Origin of the sequence: Micromonospora endolithica, assembly GCF_003626595.1 — a bacterium.
GTDB classification, from domain to species: domain Bacteria; phylum Actinomycetota; class Actinomycetes; order Mycobacteriales; family Micromonosporaceae; genus Micromonospora; species Micromonospora endolithica.
On sequence record NZ_RBAK01000009.1, the window covers coordinates 34,597 to 56,622 of the forward strand.

Here is a 22,026-nt window from a genome sequence, read left to right on the forward strand (position 1 = left end):
ATGCCGAGCCTGAGCCGTGTAGAGGCGACCGCGCGTGGCGCGTCGATCACCGTCGAGTCGTACCGGGTGGATCTGGACCTGACCGCCGACGGCGACCGGTTCCGGTCGCACGTCGAGATCCGGTTCCGGGCCGCCGCCGGGGCCGAGACGTTCGTCGAGGTCAAGCCCGCGACCCTGGATCGGGTACGGCTCAACGGCGCCGACCTGGACCCCGCCACGCTGGACGACAACCGGCTGGCGCTGACCGGGCTGGCCGAGGAGAACACGCTGACCGTCGACGCGGAGATGGCGTACTCCAACACCGGCGAGGGGGTGCACCGCTTCGTCGACCCGGCCGACGGCGAGACCTACCTCTACGCGATGTCCTTCCTGGACGACGTGCAGCGCATCTTCGCCGCGTTCGACCAACCGGACCTCAAGGCGCCGATCACCCTCACGGTCACCGCACCCGAGCACTGGACGGTGGCGGCCAACGGCGCGCCGGCCGCCACCCCGACGGCGGGACGCTGGGAGTTCGCCACCACCGCGCCGCTGTCCACGTACCTCTTCTCGTTCATCGCCGGTCCGTGGCACGTGCGCCGCGCCGAGCACGACGGCATCCCGCTCGGCGTCTACTGCCGCCGGTCCCTGGCACCGCACCTGGACGCGGACATCGACGAGATCCTCACCATCACCACCCAGTGCCTCGACCGCTTCCACCAGCTGTTCGACGAGCGCTACCCGTTCGGCAAGTACGACCAGGCGTTCGTGCCCGAGTTCAACGCCGGCGCGATGGAGAACCCCGGCCTGGTCACCTTCCGCGACGACTACGTCTTCCGCTCCGCGGTCACCGACTCGCAGCGGGAGCTGCGGGCCACCACGATCGCCCACGAGATGGCCCACATGTGGTTCGGCGACCTGGTCACCATGCGCTGGTGGGACGACCTGTGGCTGAACGAGTCCTTCGCGGAGTACCTGGGCACCCGGGTCACCGCCGAGGCGACCCGCTTCGACGGGGCGTGGACCACGTTCGCGATGCGTCGCAAGGCCTGGGGGTACGCCGCCGACCAGCGCCCCTCCACCCACCCGGTCGCCCCCGAGGAGGTGGCCGACGCCGCCGAGGGCCTGCTCAACTTCGACGGCATCTCGTACGCCAAGGGCGCCAGCGTGCTCCGGCAGCTCGTCGCGTGGCTGGGCGACGAGGCGTTCCTCGCCGGCCTCAACGCCCACTTCAGCACGCACCGGTTCGGCAACGCCACGTTGGACGACCTGCTCGGCAGCCTCTCCACCGCGAGCGGGCGGGACCTGGCCGGGTGGGCGCAGCGGTGGCTGCGTACCGCGCAGGTCAACACTTTGCGCGCCGAGGTGACCGTCGACGCGGACGGCCGGTACACCGAGGTGGCGGTGACCCAGACCGCCCCCGAGGCGTACCCGGTGCTGCGCCCGCACCGCATCGGCGTCGGCCGGTACGGAGCCGACGGCACCGTGACCCGCACCGAGGTCGACCTGGACCCGGACGCCGAGGCGGGCCGTACCGTGCTGACCGACCTCGCCGGCGCGCCGGCCGCCCGGTTGCTGCTGCCCAACGACGGCGACCTGACGTTCGCCAAGATCCGTCTCGATCCGGCGTCCGCCGAGGCGGTGCCGCTGGTCCTGCCCGGCCTGGCCGACCCGCTGGCCCGGGCGCTGCTCTGGGGCGAGGCGCTGGACGCCGCCACCGACTCCGAACGTCCGGTGGCCACCGGCGTGGTCGGGCTCGTCGCGGCGGCGCTGCCCGCCGAGACCGAGGTGGTGATCGCGGAGGACGTGCTGACGTTGAGCCGCTCGCTGATCGACCGCTACCTCGACCCGCTCGCCCGCGCCGCCGCGCTGGCCCAGGTCGCCGACGCCTGCCGGGCGCTGCTCGACGGCGCGCCGGCCGGGGAGTCGTTGCAGCTCGCCGCCGCCCGGGGCTGGATCGCCGCGACCACCGACGTCGACCTGCTGACCGGCTGGCTCGCCGGCCGGGCGGTACCGGCCGGCCTGGCCGTCGACACCGAGCTGCGCTGGTCGGTCCTGCGCCGGCTGGTCGTGCTGGGCGCGGCCGGTGCGACCGAGATCGCCGCCGAGGCCGCGGCCGACCCGAGCGCGGCCGGCGCCGAGCGGGCCGCCGGCTGCCGGGCCGCGCTGCCCGACGCCGACGCCAAGCAGGCCGCCTGGCGGATCGTCGTGTCGGACACCACGCTGTCCAACCGGCTGGTGGAGGCGACCGCCGGCGGCTTCTGGCATCCGGAGCAGGCCGAGCTGACCGCCGCGTACGTGCCCCGGTACTTCGCGGACATGCCGGCCGCCGCGCGGGCGCGTACGCCCTGGGTGGCCGACCGGGTCGCGGGCCTGGCGTTCCCCCGCTACGCCGTGGCGCAGACCACCCGGGAGGCGGCCGCGGCGCTGTTGGCCCGCGACGACGTCACGCCCGGCCTGCGCCGGGTGGTGACCGACGCGGACGACGACCTGCGCCGCGCCCTGGTCGCCCGCACCGCCGTCGCCGCCGCCTCCGCCTGACCGCTCCGCCCCCGCCCCGCCTCGCCCTGCCCCGCGGCGGCCTAGGATCGCGGAGTGGAGGAAGACATCCGGCGGATCGGGATCATGGGCGGTACGTTCGATCCGATCCACCACGGGCACCTCGTCGCGGCCAGCGAGGTGGCCGACCGGTTCGGCCTGGACGAGGTCGTCTTCGTTCCCACCGGGCAGCCCTGGCAGAAGGCGGACGAGCCGGTCAGCCCGCCGGAGGACCGCTACCTGATGACGGTGATCGCCACCGCGTCGAACCCGCGCTTCCAGGTGAGCCGGGTCGACATCGACCGGGGCGGCCCGACCTACACCGTCGACACGTTGCGCGACCTGCACCGCGAGTACGGGCCCAAGGCGCAGCTGTTCTTCATCACCGGCGCCGACGCGCTGGAGCGGATCCTCTCCTGGAAGGACCTCGACGAGATCTTCGAGCTGGCGCACTTCGTCGGGGTGACCCGGCCCGGCTTCGAGCTGACCGACAAGCACGTGCCGGCCGACACGGTCAGCCTGGTGCAGGTCCCGGCTATGGCCATCTCGTCGACGAACTGCCGCGCCCGGGTGGCCCGGGGGGAGCCGGTGTGGTACCTCGTTCCCGACGGTGTGGTGCAGTACATCGCCAAGCGGCGCCTCTACCAGCGGTGATACGTCCCGCTATCGATCGGTTGATGCCGCTAACGCGCCACAACTGACGAGTCGGTACGCCGCCGTGTGTGAGAGGCTTGGGGGGTCGTACGGTTGATCGAAGGAGAACGGTGACAGTTTCGGAACGCGCTCACGAGCTGGCGATGGCCGCCGCCCAGGCCGCGGCCGACAAGAAGGCACAGGACATCGTCATCATCGACGTGGGCGACCAACTCGCCATCACCGACGCGTTCCTGGTCGCCTCGGCCCCGAACGAGCGCCAGGTGCTGGCCATCGTCGACGCCATCGAGGAACGCCTGCTCGAACTGCCGGAGAAGGCGAAGCCGATCCGGCGCGAGGGCGAGCGGGGCGGCCGGTGGGTGCTGCTCGACTACGTCGACATCGTGGTGCACGTCCAGCACACCGAGGAGCGCGAGTTCTACGCCCTCGACCGGCTCTGGAAGGACTGCCCGACCATCCCGTTCGTCGACCGCGACCTGGTCGACGCGGAGTCCGGCGCCACCTCCACCGCCGAATGACCCGCCTGATCATCTGGCGGCACGGCAACACCGACTGGAACGCCGCCAGCCGGGTCCAGGGGCAGACCGACGTACCCCTCAACGACCTCGGCCGGCAGCAGGCCCGGGACGCCGCCACGCTGCTCGCCGCCCTGCGCCCGGACGCCATCGTGGCCAGCGACCTGAGCCGGGCGGCGGACACCGCCGCCGCGCTGGCCGCCGTCACCGGGCTGCCGGTCCGCACCGACCCGCGGCTGCGGGAGCGTCACTTCGGGCTCTGGCAGGGGCTCTACCTGACCGAGGCCGCCGAACGGCACCCCGACGAGTTCGCCCGCTGGCGGGCCGGCGACCCCGACCCGGGCTCCGGCATCGAGAGCCTGGACGACCTGGGCAAGCGGGTCGGCGCGGCGTTCCAGGAGGCGGCCGACGCGGCCCCCGGTGGCACCGTGGTGGTCGCCACCCACGGCGGCGGCGCCCGGCAGGGCGTCGGCCACCTGCTCGGGTGGGACCACACCGTGCTGCGTACCGTCGGGTCGCTGTCCAACTGCCACTGGACCGAGCTGCGCCGCAACGACGTCCGTGGCTGGCACCTGCGCGCGCACAACGTGGGTGTGCTCACCGCGCCCGTGCCGGCCGGTGCCGCCGTCCCGGCGGGCGCCGCCGGCTCCGCGTCCCCGGACGCGGTCTGACCGTCCGGTCGGCGCGGTCCCGGTCCGGCTCCGGCGCGATGCCGTCCCTCCGGCCCGGGCGGTCCCGGGCCGGATCGGCTAGCGTGCCGGTCATGCCCGTCGCGGTCGTCACCGACTCCACCGCCTACCTCCCGCCCGACCTGCTGCTCACCCACCCCATGACTGTGGTCCCGCTGACCGTCGTCCTCAACGGCGCGGAGGGGCTGGAGGGGGTGGAGACCTTCCCCGCGGACGCCACCCGCGCGCTGAGCGGCCGACGGGTGTCGGTGAGCACCTCCCGGCCCGCCCCGGAGCAGTTCGCCCGGACGTACCGCCACCTGCTCGACTCCGGCGCCGACGGGGTCGTCTCGGTGCACCTGTCCGGCGAGCTGTCCGGCACGGTGGAGGGAGCCCGGCTGGCCGCCGCCGAGTTCGGCGAGCGCGTCGCGGTGGTGGACAGCCGCTCCTGCGGCATGGGGGTCGGCTTTCCCGCCGTCGCCGCCGCCACGGCCGCCGCGCGGGGCCTGGGCGTGCCGGAGGTACGCGACGCCGCGGTCGACGCGATCGGCCGCACCACGATCTTCTTCTACGTCGACACGCTGGAGTTCCTCCGTCGAGGTGGCCGGATCAACGCCGCCGAGGCGCTGTTCGGCACCGCCCTCTCGGTCAAGCCGATCATGCACATGCCGGACGGGGCGATCGTGCTCAAGGACAAGGTGCGTACCGCCAGCCGGGGTGTCGCCCGCCTCGTCGACCTCGCCGTCGAGGCTGCCGGCGACGCCGAGGTGGACCTCGGCCTGCACCACCTCGCCGCCCCGCAACGGGCCGAGGCGCTCCGGGAGGCCCTCACCGACCGGCTCGGTGACCGGCTGCGCGACACGTACGTCTCCGAGGCCGGTGCCGTCGTCGCCGCCCACGCCGGTCCCGGCCTGGCGTGCGTGGTCGTACACCGCCGACTCCCCGGGTCCTGACCCGGTCGCTCGTCGCGTCCCCGGCACCGTCGCCGTGCCGGGCATGATCGACTCGTCTTTACTGATGTCGAGGTATCCGTGACGCTTCGAGGCCCCGACATCACCGAGGGCGAGTCGATCTTCCCCCGGGGGGCGGGCCCAACGAGCGCCGACCTGGCCCGAGCAGCCGCGGGGCGGTCCGGGCCTGGTCGATGCCGGGCGGGCGCCCCCGGCGCGGGTTAGCGTCGGGCGGTGGGCCGTGTCGCCGGCCGGAGCGGAGGTCGTCGGATGTCCTGTGTGGTGACCGGGGGCGGGCGCGGCGTGGGCCGCGCGATCGTGGAACGGCTGCTCGCCGACGGCGGCCGGGTGGTGGTCGTGGAGCGGGACACCGAGGCGGTGGCCTGGGTGGGTGAGCATCCGGCGGCGGACCGGCTGGCGGCCGTGGTCGGCGACGCCGCCGACGACCGGGTGGCCGCCCACGCCGCGGACCTGGCCGGCCAGCTCACCGGTTGGGTGAACAACGCGGCGTCGTTCCGCGACGCCTCGGTGCACGACGCGTCGGCGGGGGAGGTCTTCGACCTGATCGCCGCCAACCTGCGTCCCGCCGTCGTCGGCGCCGCCGTCGCGGTCCGCCGGTTCCTCGCCGCCGGCAGCCCCGGTGCCGTCGTCAACGTCTCGTCGCACCAGGCCCGCCGTCCGGTGCCGGGCGCCCTGCCGTACGCCACCGCGAAGGCCGCCGTGGAAGGGCTGACCCGGGCGCTGGCCGTCGAGTACGGACCGCACGGCGTACGCTGCAACGCCGTCGCCCTAGGCTCGATCGCCACCGAGCGGCACGCCGCCTTCCTGGCCTCCCGGGAACCCGCCGAGGCGGAGTGGGTCGACGCCGAACTGCGACGGCTGCACCCGGTCGGTCGGATCGGCCGGACCGACGAGGTCGCGGCGGCGGTGGCCTGGCTGCTCTCCCCGGCGGCGAGCTTCGTCAACGGCGCGATCCTGCCGGTCGACGGTGGACGCGCCGTCCTGGGCCTCGACCCGGAGGCGCGCTGACCTGCCCGGGAGGGCGCGCTAGCACAGTTCGACAAGATCAGGCGGTTGTCCACAGGTGGCCCCGTCGTCCACAGCGTGACCCCGGAGACCGGCGAGGCACGGTGCGCCGCTCCTAGCCTCGGCCCGTGTCCGACGACGACGAGACGGTGGTACGGCAGCGACTGCGCCGGTTGATGCCGGCACCGGACGGTGCCCGGGGCGCGGTGCCGGCCGGCCCGACGCGGGGCACCCCGCTCCGGTTCGCCGTGGCGGCGGGCGACCACCTGCCGTCCTCGGACAGGCAACCGCCCATGGCGTGCCCGGAGGGGCCCGGCGGCCCGCCGTTCACCGCAACGGACCCGTCCGGGTCGGGACCCGCGTCCGGATCCGTGCGGTCGATCTCGGGGACGCCCGCACCCGGCGCGTTCGGATCCGGCCCGTCCGTGCCCGCTCCGTCCGTGCCCGCTCCGTCCGGGGCGTCCGGTGACGACGACGCGGCTCCGGTGGCGCGCCGCCTGTCCGGCCCCTCGGCGTTCGACCCCGGGCGTCGGGGAGTGCGCGCTCTCGCCGTCCTGGCCGCCCTGGTGGTGCTCGGCGCGGGATTCTGGGCGTGGCGGGCCCGTCCGCAGACCGAAGCGGTCGGTACGGCGGCGAGCGCCACCCCGGTCGGGTCACCGCTCGCACCCGACCAGGACGCGAGCACCGACCCGGCCGCCGAACTGGTGGTGGCGGTCGCCGGCAAGGTACGCCGGCCCGGGCTGGTCCGGCTCCCCGCGGGCGCCCGGGTCGGGGACGCCGTCACGGCGGCCGGTGGCCCGCTGCCCGGCGTCGACGTGGCCATGGTGAACCCGGCCCGGAAGGTCGTCGACGGGGAACTGATCCTGGTCGGTGTCACCGCACCGCCGGGGATGGCGCCACCCGGTGCCGGGGCCGCTCCGGGCGGTCCGCCGGGTCCGGACGCCGGTCCGCCGGGTCCCGGCGGCCGGGTCAACCTCAACACGGCGACCCTGGCCCAGTTGGACGCCCTGCCCGGGGTCGGTCCGGTGCTGGCCCAGCGCATCCTCAGCCACCGCCAACAACAGGGCGGCTTCCGCTCGGTCGGTGACCTGCGTCAGGTCGACGGCATCGGCGACGCCCGCTACGAGCAACTCAAGGACCTGGTGACGGTGTGAGGATCCGCCGACCGTCGATCCCGGCCGACCGGGCCACCCCGGCCGCCCTCGCTCCGTCGCCGGCCCGGGCGACCCGGGCCGCCGGCCGGGGCGGGGACGACGCGGGTGACGGTCACGCGGCGGACGGTCGGGCGGCGGGTCCACCGGACCTGCGGTTGGCCGGGCTGGCCGGGGCGACGTGGCTCGCCGCACTGGCCGGCCTGCACCTGACGGCGTCGACCACCGGGCTCGTGGCGGTGGCCGCCGCCGGTGCGGGGACCCTGGTGGCACTGCACCTCGCCGGTGTCCTCGGCCGCCCGTCGACGCCGGTCCGGCGGTCCGGCTGGGCGCTGGTGGCGGTACTCGTCGGCGTGGTGTGCGGCGCGAGCGCCACCGCGGCGCGGTCGGCCGTCCGGGACGCCGCCGAGGTCCGGTCCCTGGTCGAGGCGCGCGCCGTGGTCACCGCCGTACTGGTCGTCCGCGACGACCCGCGTCCGGTGCGGGGCGTGGTGGGACGTCCGGCCACCCTGCTCGTGCCGTCCCGGTCGGTCAGCCTGACCGGTGCCGACGGGCGACGGGTCGACGTGTCCGTCCGCGTCCTCGTGCTGGCCTCCGATCCGGGCTGGCGAGGGTTGCTGCCCGGGCAGCGGCTGACCGCCCGGGGCCGGCTCGCCCCGCCCCGCGGCGGTGACCTCACCGCCGCCGTGCTCAATGCCACCGGAGGGCCGGTCCGCCCGGCGACGCCGCCGGCGGCGCAGCGGGCCGCCGGAGTGCTCCGCGCGGGTCTGCAACGGGCCTGCGCACCCCTGCCGGACGAGCCGGGTGGGCTGCTGCCCGGCCTGGTGGTCGGGGACACGAGCCACCTCCTGCCGACCGTGCAGGAGGACTTCCTCGCCACCGGGATGACCCACCTGAACGCGGTCTCCGGCTCCAACGTGGCCATCGTGGTCGGTGCGGTGTTGCTGGCCGCGCGGTGGGCCCGGGCCGGTCCCCGGCTGGCCGTCGGGCTCTGCGGGGTGGCCCTGGTGGGCTTCGTGATCCTGGTGCGTCCCTCGCCGAGCGTCGTCCGAGCGGCCACGATGGGCGCGATCGGGCTGGCCGCGCTGGCCGCCGGCCGGCCCCGCGCGGCGTTGCCCGCGCTGGCGGCCGGGGTCACCGTCCTGGTGCTGGTCGACCCGGAGCTGGCCGGCGACGCCGGTTTCACGCTGTCCGTCCTGGCCACCGGGGGACTGCTGCTGCTGGCGCCACGGTGGCGGGACGCGCTGCGCCACCGGGGGGTGCCGCCCGGACTGGCCGAGGCGCTGGCGGTGCCGGCGGCGGCGCAGCTCGCCTGTGCGCCGGTGGTGGCCGGGATCTCCGGCACGGTCAGTGTGGTCGCGGTGCCGGCCAACCTGCTGGCGGTGCCGGCGATCGCCCCGGCGACCGTGCTCGGGGTGGCGGCGGCGACCTTGTCGCCGGTCTGGCCGTCCGGCGCGGAGTTCCTGGCCTGGCTGGCGAGCTGGCCGGCGTGGTGGCTGGTGACCGTCGCGCGGTACGGGGCCCGGCTGCCGGCCGGCACCCTGCCCTGGCCGGACGGCGTGACCGGGGCGGTGCTGCTGGCCACGGTGAGCGCGGGGCTGCTGGTCGCCACCCGGTACCCGGTGCTCCGCCGGTTGGTGCTGGTGATCACGGTCGCCGTGGTGCTCGGGGCCCTGCCGGTACGCCTGGTCGCCGGTGGGTGGCCACCGCCGAACTGGGTGGTCGCCGCGTGCGCGGTGGGCCAGGGGGACACGGTGGTGCTGCCGGTGGCGCCGGGCCGGGCGGTGGTGGTGGACGCCGGGCCGGATCCCGGCGCGGTGGACCGGTGCCTGCGCGATCTTCGGGTACGCGAGGTGCCGCTGCTGGTGGTCAGTCACTTCCACGTCGACCACACCGGTGGCGTCGCGGGGGTGTTCCGGGGTCGGCGGGTCGGCGTCGTGCTCACCCCGTCGTGGCCGGACCCGGCCGTCGGGCGGGAGTTGGTGCACGCCGCCGCCGCGTCGGGTGCCGCCGAGGTGCGGACCGCACCGGCGGGCTGGCGGTACCAGGCCGGTGCGGTGGAGCTGACGGTCGTGGGTCCGCCGTACCCGCTGCGCGGCACCCGGTCCGACCCGAACAACAACTCGCTGATGCTGCGCGCCACGGTCGCCGGGGTTCGTCTTCTGCTCACCGGCGACGCCGAGACCGAGGAGCAGCGGGCCCTGCTGGACCATCCGCCGCCGGGCGGTCTTCGGGCGGACGTGTTGAAGGTGGCCCACCACGGGTCGGCCTACCAGGATCCGGCGTTCCTGGACGCGGTCCGCCCGGCGGTCGCCCTGGTGCCGGTCGGCGCGGGCAACACGTACGGCCATCCCAATCCGGCGGTCCTGAGCAGGTTGAGCAGGGGCGGGGCGCGGGTGTTGCGTACCGACACCGACGGTGACGCAGCGGTGGTCGTCGCGGGAAGCGGCCTGGCCGTGGTGGTGCGGGGGGTCCGGCCGGGATCCGTTCGCGGGTAGATCGATGCCGATTTCTGGCTTTACAGATGAAGAAAGCTAAATGTCTGGATTTGCGCTGAGTGCGGGGTGTGCCGCCGGAGTCCGCGGGAGCAGGCTGGTGCCGGCCACCGGCCGTGCGAATATGGGCGGCGTGACCGCCGCCAGCCTCGCTCCCATTCTGCTCGTCCTCGGGGACGAGGAGCTGCTCGCCACGCGCGCGGTTGCCGAGGCCGTCTCCCGGGTGCGGGCCGTCGACAAGGACGTGGACGTCCGGGAGTACCAGGCCGGGTCGCTGACCGTCGGTGAGATCGCCGAGATGCTCAGCCCGTCCCTGTTCGGCGGGCGGCGGCTGCTCGTGCTGCGCGCCGGCCAGGACGCCCGCAAGGACCTGGTCGCGGCCCTGCTGGCGTACGCGAAGAATCCCGATCCGGACGTGCACCTGGTGGTGCTGCACCTCGGCGCGGCCAAGGGCAGGGCGTTCGCCGACGGCCTCAAGGCCGCCGGCGCGACGGTCGTCCCGGCGGCCCGGCTGAAGGGTCACCGGGAGCGGGTGGCCTTCGTCCGCGACGAGATCCGCCGGGCGGGCGGGAAGTGCACCGACGACGCCGCCGAGGCGTTGCTCGCGGCGGTCGGCAACGACCTGCGGGAACTCGCCGCCGCGTGCTCCCAGCTCATCGCCGACACCGATGGCCGGATCGGCGCGGACACGGTGGCCCGCTACTACCGGGGGCGGGTCGAGGTGACCGGGTTCACGGTCGCCGACGCCACCATGGTCGGTGACGTGCCGGCGGCCCTGGAGGCGTTGCGCTGGGCGTTGCACGTGGGTGTCGACCCGGTGCCGATCGCCGACGCCCTGGCCGACGGTGTCCGCACGGTGGCGCGGGTGGCGTCCGCCGGGCGGGGCAGCCCGTACCAGCTGGCCAGCAGCCTGGGCATGCCGGCATGGAAGATCGAGCGGGCGCAGCGACAGGGGCGCGGCTGGACGCCGGAGGGACTGGTGCTGGCGATGCGGGCCGCCGCCGAGTGCAACGCGGCGGTGAAGGGCGGGTCCGACGACCGGGCGTACGCGCTGGAGCGGGCCGTGTTCTCGGTCGTCGCCGCTCGGCAGGGCGGCGCCCGGTGACCGGACCACCCGGTGGTCACTGGGCCACGGTCGTGGCCGACGAGGAGCGAGGTCGGCCGCTCTATGCCCGGGTCCTGCGGCTACGCGTCGTCAACCCCGGCGGGGTGCTCTGCTTCGTCTTCTTCGAAGGGGCGGTGGCGCTCGCCGCCCTGCTCGCCCTGGCCGAGCTGGTCACCTGGTGGTCGTTGCTGATCCTGCCGGCCACGGTGGCCGCCATGGTCAAGGTCAACGACATGGTGGCGGAGCGGGTCGTCCGGTCCGCCGCGCTCGTGCCCGAGCAGGAGCGGGACCGCTTCCGCCAACAGATGGAACCGGCCATCGGCACGGCCCGGGTGGACTGGATGCGGCACAGCGTGCCGGGCGTCGTGGTGGCGACGGATCCGCCGCCGGCCGGCTTCCGGTCCACCGGCACGGCCCTGGGTGACCACCCGGACTCCGCGCGGCGGCCGGAAAGGCCCCACCACCGCTGACAGCTGCCGGGACGGTCGGCTGTCCGGCCCTTCGGGGGGCCGTTTCGTTCGAGGATCTCCGCACCCTGACCGGCCACGCCCGGGGGCGGACAGCCGGAAGCCCCGGGGGGTCGCCCCGGGGCTTCACGGTCAGAATCGACCCGTCGCGTCAGGCGGCGAGCGAACCCACGCGCTTGGCGATCGCGGACTTGCGGTTCGCGGCCTGGTTCGAGTGGATCACGCCCTTGCTGACCGCCTTGTCCAGCTTGCGCGACGCCTCCTGCATGAGGGCGGTGGCCTTCTCGACGTCACCGGCCTCGGCGGCCTCGTGGAACTTCCGGACGGCGGTCTTCAGCGACGACTTGACCGACTTGTTCCGCAGCCGGCGCTTCTCGTTCTGCCGGTTGCGCTTGATCTGGGACTTGATGTTCGCCACGCGACAGCCTCGTCTAACTAGCTCGGGTTGGTCAGCTTGGGCGCGCGAAGAGCATGCGTCATCGCTGCGCGAAGAGCCAGGTTACCAGGTGGCCTGGCGGCGAGCCAAAACGACCCGCGTCGACGGGCCCGGCAACCCGTCGGGGCGGTCCCCGCTCACCCCCAGCCCTGCCGGCGGGCGAGCCAGCCGAGCGCCAGGTCCCCGTTGCGGCGCTGGTGCGCGGGGAGGGCCGGGGACGCCGTCGGTGGCGGTGGCTCGGCGGCCGTGGCGAGGAAGTACCCGGCCAGCGCCGCCAGCGTGACGTCCACCGCGTCCGGCGCCGCGCCCGCCGCGGCCGGATGCCCGGTCACCAGGGAGTCCACCGCCGGTCCGAGGTCCTCGTGGTGGGGCAGGAGCAGGGTCACCAGATCGAACCAGGCCGGCCCGTGGCTGAGCCACGTCCAGTCGCAGAACCAGGCGCGGCCGGCCGGGTCGATCAGGACGTTGTCCGGGCGCAGGTCGCCGTGCACGAGGCCGGGCGTGGCGGCGTACGCGGGCAGGCGCGACTCCAACGCGACCAACTCGGGCAGCCGGTGCCGCAGCGGTGCCGGCAGCGCCGGGAACGGCTCCCGGCCGGCGGCGACGTCGCCCCAGCGGAGGAGGTCGTCACGGGCCAGGTCGGCGAGGTGGGGTGGGCGCAGGGCGAGCAGGTCGACCGGCGGGTCGGCCAGCGCGGTGGCGACGTCGGCGTAGCCGGCGAGGGTGGCGGCCAGCTCGTCGGCGTCCCGGGGTGACCGGCCGTCGACGGCGTCCACGCCGAACGCGGACCAACCCTCGGCGTGCACGGCGAAGCGCGGGCGGGGGACCGGCAGGCCCACCGGCAGCCGGTCAAGGATCGCCCACTCCCGGGCGTACCACTCGACCAGGTGCGGGTGCGCGACGTCCGCCGCGGCCTTGACGAAGGCCCGGTTGCCGCCGGCGGTGCGCAGCACGCCGGCGAAGCCGCTGGTGAAGCCGTCGGCGGCGGCGCGGACCGCGACCACCGGGCCGCCGAGCCGTTCGGCGACCGCGGCGCGCAGGCCCGCCGGCAGCGCGGACCACGCCGGGCGTCCGGTTCTGTCGGGGTACGGGGACACGCCCCCCATCGTCGCCGGGTGGATGTCGTACCGCATCGCGATACTGCCCAGGTGATCGGAACCGAGGATTTCTGGGCGTTGGTCGAGGCGTCCGCCACCGCCACCGGCGACCCCGACGAGCGGCTGGCGTGGCTCACCGACCGGCTCGCCGAGCGGTCGGCCGACGACGCGGTCGACTTCGCGCTGCGGCTGGACGAGGCCCGGGCCCGGGCCGACACCTGGGTGTTGTGGGGCGCGGCCTCGTTGGTCTGCGCGGGGCTCTGCTCCGACGACGGTTTCCACTACTTCCAGGCGTGGCTGGTCGGCCTGGGTCGGTCGACCTTCGAGCGGGTCGTCGACGACCCGGACGCGCTGGCCGACGTGCCGCAGGTGCGGCGACTGGCCCGGCGGTCGGTCGACGCGTGGGACGACGACGAGTGGCCCGACTGGGAGGCGCTGGACTACGTCGCCGACCGGGCCTACGAGCGGATCACCGGCGCGGCCGACGCGCTCGACGCCGCCGTCGAGGCGCGGGGACGCGAGCTGAGGGCTTCACCCGACCCGGCCGACGAGGAGTGGGACCTGGACGATCCGGCCGAGCTGCGCCGACGCTACCCGCGGCTGGCCGCGATGTTCCGGCTGCCGGCCGAGGAGTCCGAGCCCGGCGTGGGCGTCTGGGAGACTGCCAGTCCATGAGGACCGACCAGTTCTGGCAGTTGATCGACCGGGCGCGCTCCGGCGGTGGTGGCGAGCCGGACGCGGTCGCCGCGCGGACCGTCGCCCTGCTCGCCCAGCTGCCTCCGGAGGAGATCACCGGGTACGCGCAGCACCAGAGCCGGGTGCTGGCCGCCTCCTACCGGGTCGACCTGTGGGGCGCGGCCTACCTGATCAACGGGGGTGCCTCCGACGACGGCTTCGCATACTTCCGGGGCTGGCTGATGACCCAGGGCCGGGATGTGTTCGCCGGGGCGGTCGCCGACCCGGACTCGCTGGCCGAGCTGCCGAAGGTGCGGGCCGCCGCGCTCAGCGGTGAGGAGTTCGAGTGCGAGGACATGCTGGCCGCGCCGTGGGAGGCATACCGGAAGGCGACTGCCACCGACCTGCCCGCCGCGCCGGCCGCCGCCCGGGAGCCGGACCTCAACGATTTCTGGGACTTCGACGACGAGGAGGAGGCCCGTCGGCGGCTGCCGAGGCTGGCCGCCCTGTTCGTGGAGCCGCCGGCTGAGTGAGCGGGTCGGGGTGGCGGGGTGAGCGGGTCGGGCGGGGTGCCCGGCGGGTGACGTTCGTCCGGGGATCGCCCGCGCAGCGGACCTTGCACGGCGACGTGGGAGCATAGAGGGGGCCGGCGTCGCGCCGGCCCGCTCACGTCAGCCGACCAGAACGGACCGCTGTGCCACCGAAGCTCGATCCCGGCGCGAACGCTCCTGGTGCCACCGACCCCGGTCGCATCCGGAACTTCGGCATCATCGCCCACATCGACCACGGGAAGTCGACCCTGGCCGACCGGATGTTGCAGCTCACCGGTGTGGTCGATCCCCGGCAGATGCGCGCGCAGTACCTGGACCGGATGGACATCGAGCGCGAGCGTGGCATCACCATCAAGAGCCAGGCCGTCCGGATGCCGTGGAGCATCCGGGAGGGCGACCGGGCCGGCGAGCACGCGGTGCTCAACATGATCGACACTCCGGGGCACGTCGACTTCACCTACGAGGTGTCCCGGTCCCTGGCCGCCTGCGAGGGGGCAGTGCTGCTGGTCGACGCCGCGCAGGGCATCGAGGCGCAGACCCTGGCCAACCTCTACCTGGCGCTCGAGAACGACCTGCGCATCATCCCGGTGCTCAACAAGATCGACCTGCCGGCCGCCCAGCCGGAGAAGTACGCCGAGGAACTGGCCCACCTGATCGGCGGCGACCCCGCCGACTGCATCCGGGTCTCCGGCAAGACCGGCGAGGGCGTCCCGCACCTTCTCGACGAGATCGTCCGGCAGTTCGTCCCACCGGTCGGCGACGCCGACGCCCCGGCCCGCGCGATGATCTTCGACTCGGTCTACGACGTCTACCGGGGCGTGGTCACCTACGTCCGGGTCATCGACGGGCGGATCAGCGCCCGGGACCGGATCAAGATGATGTCCACCGCCGCGGTGCACGAGCTGCTGGAGATCGGCGTCATCTCACCGGAGATGGTGAAGGCCGACGCGCTCGGCGTCGGCGAGGTGGGCTACCTGATCACCGGCGTGAAGGACGTCCGCCAGTCCCGGGTGGGCGACACCGTCACCATCAACTCCCGGCCGGCGGCCGAGGCGCTGGGGGGCTACAAGGACCCGAAGCCGATGGTCTACTCCGGGCTCTACCCGATCGACGGCTCGGACTACCCGAACCTGCGCGAGGCGCTGGACAAGCTCAAGCTCAACGACGCCGCGCTCGACTACGAGCCGGAGACCTCCGGCGCGCTCGGATTCGGGTTCCGCTGCGGCTTCCTCGGCCTGCTGCACCTGGAGATCATCCGGGAGCGGCTGGAGCGGGAGTACAACCTCGACCTGATCTCCACCGCGCCGAACGTGGTCTACCGGGCCATCACCGACGACGGTGAGGAGATCGTGGTGACCAACCCCAGCGAGTACCCGACCGGCAAGATCGCCGAAGTGTACGAGCCGGTGGTGCGGGCCACCGTGCTCACCCCGAACGACTACGTCGGCGCGGTGATGGAGCTGTGCCAGGGACGTCGCGGCAGCCTGCTCGGCATGGACTACCTGTCCGCCGACCGGGTGGAGCTGCGCTACACGCTGCCCCTCGCGGAGATCATCTTCGACTTCTTCGACCAGCTCAAGAGCCGGACCAAGGGGTACGCCTCGCTGGACTACGAGCCCTCCGGCGAGCAGGCGTCCGACCTGGTGAAGGTCGACATCCTGCTGCACGGCGAGCCGGTGGACGCGTTCAGCGCGATCGTGCACAAGGACAAGGCGTACACCTACGGCACCTCGATCGCGGCGAAGTTGCGCAACCTCATCCCGCGTCAGCAGTTCGAGGTGCCGATCCAGGCCGCCATCGGCAGTCGGGTGATCGCCCGGGAGACCATCCGCGCGATCCGCAAGGACGTGCTCGCCAAGTGCTACGGCGGTGACATCAGCCGTAAGCGCAAGCTGCTGGAGAAGCAGAAGGAGGGCAAGAAGCGGATGAAGATGGTGGGCCGGGTGGAGGTTCCCCAGGAAGCCTTCATCGCCGCGCTCTCGTCCGACTCCGACGGCGGTAAGCCGGCCGGCAAGAAGTAGCTCCGCTTACCACGGGAACGACGACGCCCCGGTGCGGCCGGGACCCACGGGTCCGGGTCACCCGGGGCGTACTCGCCTCCGGGTGGAAATTTCTGCGGCCTTGTCCGGGCGCGGCCAATGACCGGTCACACCCGGTCTCACCTGGGGCGACGCCCGCTCCGGGCGGGCGGGCCCATCGACGATTGGCAGTGCTCATGTGGATCCGGTCGGTTTGGATTTTCGGCGGACCGGGAATCTTCGTCGGCACGGCAGGAACGCCACAAAAACGGAGATAACAGTACGTAGGGAGAGCGACCATGGAGTTGACCGTCTGGGGCATCGTCACCGCGCTCGTCGTTGGTCTCATCGTCGGCGCGCTGGGCCGTCTGCTCGTGCCGGGTCGGCAGAACATGCCGATGTGGCTGCACATGCTGATCGGTGTCGGCGCCGCGCTGCTGGGCACCGTCCTGGCCCGGGCCATGGGTATCGCCACCGTGACCGCCGGCATCGACTGGGCCGAGCTGGCCGTCCAGGTGGTCCTGGCCGCCATCGCGGTGGCCCTGGTCGCCGGTGTTGGCCGGCGGCGCAGCCTCACCCACTGACGCGGCGCAGCCTCACCCCGCCGGTGACGGCGGACAACTGAACCTCCACCACGGGCGCCCGACCACCTGGTCGGGCGCCCGTGGTGCATCTGGACGCCGTCCCGGGGTCGTACGTCCGCGTCCCGCCCGGTCCGCGACCGGGTTGCTTCCGCGACGCCGGGCTGCTGGGATCACGCTGCTTCCGCGAAGCGGCTGCTGCCGTGTGCTTGGCATGACGGCCTCGCGCGTGATGTCTCTCTGACATGAATACTTCTGACAGAAATGATGGCCGACCGACTGTCCGCCGTCCCTGGGCGTGCGTCGAGCCAACGGGTCGGGCCGTGTCGCGGTCGGGCCGCCGGGCCGTACCCGCTGGGTCCCCGGGCCGTGCGGCGCTTCCTGCGGCGGTCGTCGACCGCCCGACGGCGTCGTTGGTGGGGTGTCTGGGAGGTTCTCGGGTTCGACGTACCACGAAGTCGGTTTGGATTTTCGGCCGACCGGGAATTGATCCGTCAGCACAGGAACGACAACCACACAGACTCATCATTTCTCGTGAAGGAGAACGACCGTGGAGCTGACCGTCTGGGGCATCATCACCGCGCTGATCGTCGGTCTGATCATCGGCGCGCTGGGCCGCCTGGTCGTACCGGGACGGCAGAACATGCCGATCTGGCTGCACATGGTGATCGGTGTCGCCGCCGCGCTGCTGGGTACCGTGATCGCCCGCGCGTCGGGCTTCGCCGAGACCTCCGGGATCGACTGGCGTGAGCTGCTGCTCCAGATCGCGCTCGCCGCGATCGCGGTGGCCCTGGTCGCCGGTGTCGGCGGTCGCCGGCGGGGCGTGACCCACCGGTAAATCTCGCACAGCCTGAACAAAGGGCGCCCGACCGGAAGGTCGGGCGCCCTTTCATGTCTCCATGGCCCCTTTTGCCCCGATACCCGGCGGGCCCGGTCCGGTCGTCTGCGGTACCGTCGCCCTCGCTTCACCGGACGTCCCCACTGTCGTAAAGGAATTTTTCCTACTAGGGTGCGGCGGAGAAGGTTAGTGCCAAGCGGCGCGAGGGAGATGTGGCGTGAACAGGTGGAAGCGGCTGGCCCCGGTCACCGCCGTCGTGGCATCGGCCGCGATGGTGCTGGCCGGTTGCGGTGGTTCCGGTGATGACGAAGCCGCCGACAACAGCAAGCTGACGGTGTGGATGATGGGCGAGGGCAGCGAGGCGCAGACCTCGTTCCTCGACGGCGTCGAGACCGAGTTCCGGCAGAAGCACCCGGACACCGACGTGGTGGTCCAGTACATTCCCTGGCTCGAGGCGCCCAAGAAGTTCCAGGCCGCGCTCGCCGGCGGCGAGGGGCCGGACATCACCGAGCTGGGCAACACCGAGACCCAGGGCTGGGCGGCGCAGGAGGCGCTCGCCGACATCTCCGGGCGGATGAACGGCTGGGCCGAGGGCAAGGACATCCTGCCGGACCTGGTCAAGAACGCCCAGCTCGACGGCAAGCAGTACGGCGTGCCGTGGTACGCCGGGGTGCGGGCCATCTACTACCGGACCGACTGGTTCGCCGAGGCGGGCGTCAAGCCGCCGACGAACTGGGAGGAACTGGTCAGCGTGGCGAAGGCCGTGCAGGCGAAGAAGCCGGGCACCTACGGCCTGGCCCTGCCGGGCAACTCCGAGCTGCCCTTCTACTCCTTCCTCTGGGGCGCCGGCGCGGAGATCGCCACCAAGGACGGTGACACCTGGAAGTCCGGCTACAACACGCCCGAGGCCCAGAAGGCGGTCAAGTTCTGGACCGACCTGGTGACCGTGCACAAGGTGGCGCCGCCGGCCGCCGCCGGTTGGAACGAGATCGACGCCCGGACCCAGTTCGCCACCGGCAAGGCCGCGATGGCGTTCGCCGGGAGCTGGCAGCAGGGCGCCATCAAGAAGGACAACCCCGAGATCGAGAAGGTCTGGGGTACGTTCCCGATCCCCGGCCCGGCCGGTCAGCCGGCCCCCGGTTTCGCCGGTGGTTCCGACCTCGCCCTCTGGGAGGACAGCGAGCGCAAGGATCTCGCCTGGGACTACCTCACCGTGCTGCTCAGCAAGAAGAACGACCAGGCCTTCGCCGACAGTCTCGGCTTCTTCCCCGTCTACCAGGACCTGGTGGGTGGCGACAAGTACGCCAACGACAAGGTGATGGCGGCGTTCGCCACCACGCTGAAGAGCACCAAGCTCACGCCGCTCACCCCGAAGTGGGTGGAGGTCAGCCGGAACAAGACGGTGACCCAGGCGATGAACAGCTCGGTCATGAAGGGTCAGAAGACGGTCGAGAAGGCCACCGCCGACGCGGCCGCGGAGATGGAAAGCATCCTCAACGCCAAGTGACCACGCTGACCGAGGTGCCGGAGACGACCGCCGCGCGGGAGACCCCCGCGCGGCGGCGTCGCCCGGTGGACCGCCTCCCCTACCTGCTGCTCCTGCCCGGCTCGGTGATCATCGGCGTACTGCTGCTCTGGCCGCTCGGCCAGGTGGTGGTGATGTCGTTCTTCAAGCTGGACAACGTCCGCCAGTTGCGCGGCGACCGCGACTGGCCGTGGGCCGGTCTGGGCAACTACGCCGACGTCCTGGGTGACCCGTTCTTCTGGACGGTGCTGCGCAACACGGTGCTGTTCGCGGCGGCCAACGTGGTGCTGACCATGATCCTCGGCACCCTGGTCGGGCTGCTGCTCAACCGGCTGGGCCGGCGGATGGCGGCGTTCGTGGCCAGCTGCGTGATGTTGGCGTGGGCCACTCCGGCGCTGACCGGCACCATCGTCTGGAAGTGGATTTTCGACGACACCAGCGGCCTGGTCACCTGGTTCTTCAACGCGCTGCCCGACGGGCTGTCGCAGGCACTGTTCGGGCGCACCGACTGGACCGGCTACGGCTGGTTCAACTCACCACTGCTGTTCTTCGCCATCCTCACCCTGGTGGTGGTCTGGCACTCGTTCCCGTTCATCGCGGTCAGCGTGCTGGCCGGCCTGAAGAGCGTGCCGAGCGAGCTGCACGAGGCGGCCCGGGTCGACGGCGCGGGACCGTGGAAGGCGTTCTGGAAGATCACCGTCCCGTTGCTGCGTCCGGTCTTCGGCATCCTGATCGTGCTCTCCACCATCTGGGACTTCAAGGTCTTCACCCAGTACTACGTCCTGGCCGGCGGCACCCAGGACCGGCCCACCTTCATGCTCTCCGTCTACTCGTACGCGGAGGCGTTCTCGCCACCGCCGAAGTACGGCCTGGGCGCGGCGATCGCGGTGATCCTCACCCTGATCCTGCTGGTGGTGACCGGCCTGTACGTCCGGATGGTGCTCAAGCAGGAGGAGGACGCGTGACCCGGGCAGCGGCCGAGATCGTGGCACCGGCGGGATCGACGACCGGGACGCGGGCCGGCGGCGGCCGGGGGACGCGCCGCGCGCGGCGGATCGCCCTCAACGGGGCCGGGCTGCTGGTGGCGCTCTTCGCCGCCTTCCCGGTCTACTGGATGATCGCCACCTCGCTGAAGCCGAGTTCGGAGATCTTCTCCAGTACGCCCCGGCCGGTCCCGGCCGAGCCCACCCTGGAGCACTACCGGGAGATCCTCACCGGGAACCTGATCCCGGGAGTGACCTTCGCCGACTTCTTCCTCAACAGCGTGCTGGTCGCGGTGGCCACGGTGGTGCTCAGTGGGCTGGTCGCGCTGCTGGCGGCGACCGCGGTGGCCCGGTTCCGGTTCACCCTGCGGACCAGCTTCCTGATCATGCTGCTGGTGGTCCAGATGATCCCGCTGGAGGCGCTGGTCATCCCGCTGTTCCTGATGATCCAGCGGCTCGGGCTCTACAACACGCTGCCCAGCCTCATCCTCACGTACCTCGGTTTCTCGCTGCCCTTCGCGGTCTGGATGCTGCGCGGCTTCGTCGCGGCGGTGCCGAAGGAACTGGAGGAGGCGGCGGCGATCGACGGCGCGAGCCGGGCCCAGATCTTCCGCCGCATCCTGTTCCCGCTGGTCGCGCCCGGCCTGGTGGCGACCAGCATCTTCTCGTTCATCACCGCCTGGAACGAGCTGATCTTCGCGTTGACGTTCATCAACGACCAGGACCGCTACACGCTGCCGGTGGCGATGACCTTCTTCTTCGGGCGGGACGACACCGCCTGGGGACCGGTCATGGCGGCCTCCACCATCTTCACCCTCCCGGTGATCGTCTTCTTCCTGCTGGTGCAGCGGAAGATGGTCTCCGGCCTGGTGGCCGGCGCCGTCAAGGGCTGAGGTGTAAGGAAGGGACCCTTGTTAACGCCTGGCGTTGTAGAAGGGTCCCTTCCTAACAACGGGCGGAGCATGCCGGCGCTGCCGCACCACGCTGCCGCGGCCCTGGCCCCGGCGCGAACTAGGCTGACCGCCATGACAGGCAGGGTGGCAGCGGTGAACCTCGGCATCGTGACCGAGGCGGCCTGGGCCGGCGACGCGAGCGGTCGCAGCGGCATCGACAAGCGTCCGGTGGACGGTCCGGTCATGGTCGGCCTCGGTGGACTGGCCGGCGACTTCATCGGCGAGCGCGCCCACCACGGGGGCCCAGAGCAGGCGGTCTACGCGTACGCCGAGGAGGACGCGGCCTGGTGGGCGGCGGAGATCGGCCGTGGCATCCGGCCGGGCGGGTTCGGCGAGAACCTCACCACCTGGGCGGTCGACGTGACCGGTGCGGTGATCGGCGAGCAGTGGAGTGTCGGGTCCGCCGTGCTTCAGGTGACCAAACCGCGTACGCCGTGCACGACGTTCGCCGGCTTCTGGGGCATGCCGGACCTGATCAAGCGGTTCACCGCGCGGGCGACGCCGGGGGCGTACCTGCGGGTGCTCGTCGAGGGCGAGATCGGCGCGGGCGACCCGGTCGAGGTGGTGGACCGGCCGGCGCACGGGGTGACGATCGGTGAGGTGTTCCGGGCGCTGCACCTGGAGCCGCAGCTGCTGCCCCGACTGCTGGACGTCGAGGACCTGCCGGACGCGATCCGGGAGAAGGCCCGTCGCCGGGTACGCGCCTAGCGTCCGCCTCGCCCCCACCTGCCGCGCCCAGCCCTCCACCGTGCCGGGCCCGCCGCCGCGCCCGCCGCTGCTTCCCGGCGGGGGTGGACGTTAAGAAGGGCCCCCGGTACAAC

General features: G+C 73.0%; 21 protein-coding genes. 19 read left to right on the forward strand and 2 right to left on the reverse strand.

Annotation, left to right across the window (positions count from 1 at the left end; translation table 11 throughout):
- The 10 genes from pepN to D7223_RS21625 all read left to right on the forward strand — a co-directional run bounded on the left by pepN (position 1) and on the right by D7223_RS21625 (position 11,551).
- A complete protein-coding gene (pepN, locus tag D7223_RS21580; protein WP_120730243.1) occupies positions 1-2,520 on the forward strand; it encodes an aminopeptidase N in 2,520 nt (839 codons plus the stop codon).
- A 54-nt stretch (positions 2,521-2,574) separates the two neighbouring features.
- Positions 2,575-3,171: a nicotinate-nucleotide adenylyltransferase gene (gene nadD, locus D7223_RS21585; RefSeq protein ID WP_120730244.1), complete on the forward strand. Its 597-nt coding sequence runs from the start codon at positions 2,575-2,577 to the stop codon at positions 3,169-3,171.
- Positions 3,172-3,281: 110 nt separating this feature from the next.
- Entirely contained in the window at positions 3,282-3,689 is a 408-nt protein-coding gene (rsfS, locus tag D7223_RS21590; protein WP_120730245.1) for a ribosome silencing factor, read from the forward strand.
- Positions 3,686-4,357 (forward strand): histidine phosphatase family protein, encoded by a 672-nt coding sequence (locus tag D7223_RS21595; protein ID WP_120730246.1) that lies wholly within the window; start codon positions 3,686-3,688, stop codon positions 4,355-4,357. Before rsfS ends, D7223_RS21595 begins: the two co-directional genes overlap by 4 nt.
- 92 nt (positions 4,358-4,449) lie before the next feature.
- The gene (locus D7223_RS21600) at positions 4,450-5,307 is read left to right on the forward strand and encodes a DegV family protein (protein WP_120730416.1); all 858 of its coding nucleotides are present in this window, start codon (positions 4,450-4,452) and stop codon (positions 5,305-5,307) included.
- A gap of 267 nt (positions 5,308-5,574) precedes the next feature.
- Positions 5,575-6,333, forward strand: a complete 759-nt coding sequence (locus D7223_RS21605; protein ID WP_120730247.1) for an SDR family NAD(P)-dependent oxidoreductase — start codon at positions 5,575-5,577, stop codon at positions 6,331-6,333.
- Between the two features lie 125 nt (positions 6,334-6,458).
- On the forward strand, positions 6,459-7,484 hold the full coding sequence (locus D7223_RS21610) for a ComEA family DNA-binding protein (RefSeq protein ID WP_238162150.1): 1,026 nt from the start codon (positions 6,459-6,461) through the stop codon (positions 7,482-7,484).
- Positions 7,481-9,979, forward strand: coding sequence for a ComEC/Rec2 family competence protein (locus D7223_RS21615; RefSeq protein ID WP_238162151.1), 2,499 nt, complete (start codon positions 7,481-7,483; stop codon positions 9,977-9,979). The genes D7223_RS21610 and D7223_RS21615 overlap by 4 nt, the downstream gene beginning before the upstream one ends.
- Before the next feature lie 121 nt (positions 9,980-10,100).
- Complete coding sequence (holA, locus tag D7223_RS21620; RefSeq protein WP_120730248.1) at positions 10,101-11,081, forward strand: DNA polymerase III subunit delta; 981 nt, start codon at positions 10,101-10,103, stop codon at positions 11,079-11,081.
- Positions 11,078-11,551, forward strand: coding sequence for a hypothetical protein (locus tag D7223_RS21625; protein WP_238162152.1), 474 nt, complete (start codon positions 11,078-11,080; stop codon positions 11,549-11,551). Before holA ends, D7223_RS21625 begins: the two co-directional genes overlap by 4 nt.
- Before the next feature lie 148 nt (positions 11,552-11,699).
- Here the strand turns inward: D7223_RS21625 and rpsT are convergent, their stop codons facing one another.
- Entirely contained in the window at positions 11,700-11,966 is a 267-nt protein-coding gene (gene rpsT, locus D7223_RS21630) for a 30S ribosomal protein S20 (RefSeq protein ID WP_120730249.1), read from the reverse strand.
- 155 nt (positions 11,967-12,121) lie between these two features.
- Positions 12,122-13,090, reverse strand: a complete 969-nt coding sequence (locus D7223_RS21635) for a phosphotransferase family protein (protein ID WP_120730250.1) — start codon at positions 13,088-13,090, stop codon at positions 12,122-12,124.
- Between the two features lie 42 nt (positions 13,091-13,132).
- Here D7223_RS21635 and D7223_RS21640 point away from each other — a divergent pair, with 42 nt between their 5' ends.
- From D7223_RS21640 to D7223_RS21680, 9 genes are all read left to right on the forward strand, one after another.
- Positions 13,133-13,756, forward strand: coding sequence for a DUF4240 domain-containing protein (locus tag D7223_RS21640; protein WP_158610921.1), 624 nt, complete (start codon positions 13,133-13,135; stop codon positions 13,754-13,756).
- Positions 13,753-14,289 carry a DUF4240 domain-containing protein gene (locus D7223_RS21645; RefSeq protein ID WP_120730252.1) on the forward strand — a complete coding sequence of 179 codons (537 nt, stop codon included), beginning with the start codon at positions 13,753-13,755 and terminating at the stop codon, positions 14,287-14,289. Before D7223_RS21640 ends, D7223_RS21645 begins: the two co-directional genes overlap by 4 nt.
- Before the next feature lie 161 nt (positions 14,290-14,450).
- The gene (gene lepA, locus D7223_RS21650; RefSeq protein ID WP_120730253.1) at positions 14,451-16,328 is read left to right on the forward strand and encodes a translation elongation factor 4; all 1,878 of its coding nucleotides are present in this window, start codon (positions 14,451-14,453) and stop codon (positions 16,326-16,328) included.
- Positions 16,329-16,624: 296 nt separating this feature from the next.
- Entirely contained in the window at positions 16,625-16,909 is a 285-nt protein-coding gene (locus tag D7223_RS21655) for a GlsB/YeaQ/YmgE family stress response membrane protein (RefSeq protein WP_120730254.1), read from the forward strand.
- A gap of 547 nt (positions 16,910-17,456) precedes the next feature.
- Positions 17,457-17,744 (forward strand): GlsB/YeaQ/YmgE family stress response membrane protein, encoded by a 288-nt coding sequence (locus tag D7223_RS21660; RefSeq protein ID WP_120730255.1) that lies wholly within the window; start codon positions 17,457-17,459, stop codon positions 17,742-17,744.
- 217 nt (positions 17,745-17,961) lie between these two features.
- Positions 17,962-19,251 carry a sugar ABC transporter substrate-binding protein gene (locus tag D7223_RS21665; RefSeq protein ID WP_120730256.1) on the forward strand — a complete coding sequence of 430 codons (1,290 nt, stop codon included), beginning with the start codon at positions 17,962-17,964 and terminating at the stop codon, positions 19,249-19,251.
- Positions 19,248-20,234, forward strand: a complete 987-nt coding sequence (locus D7223_RS21670; RefSeq protein ID WP_120730257.1) for a carbohydrate ABC transporter permease — start codon at positions 19,248-19,250, stop codon at positions 20,232-20,234. Before D7223_RS21665 ends, D7223_RS21670 begins: the two co-directional genes overlap by 4 nt.
- Before the next feature lie 89 nt (positions 20,235-20,323).
- Positions 20,324-21,145 (forward strand): carbohydrate ABC transporter permease, encoded by an 822-nt coding sequence (locus D7223_RS21675; protein ID WP_120730419.1) that lies wholly within the window; start codon positions 20,324-20,326, stop codon positions 21,143-21,145.
- A gap of 132 nt (positions 21,146-21,277) precedes the next feature.
- Positions 21,278-21,913 (forward strand): MOSC domain-containing protein, encoded by a 636-nt coding sequence (locus D7223_RS21680; RefSeq protein WP_120730258.1) that lies wholly within the window; start codon positions 21,278-21,280, stop codon positions 21,911-21,913.
- Positions 21,914-22,026: the final 113 nt, after the last annotated feature.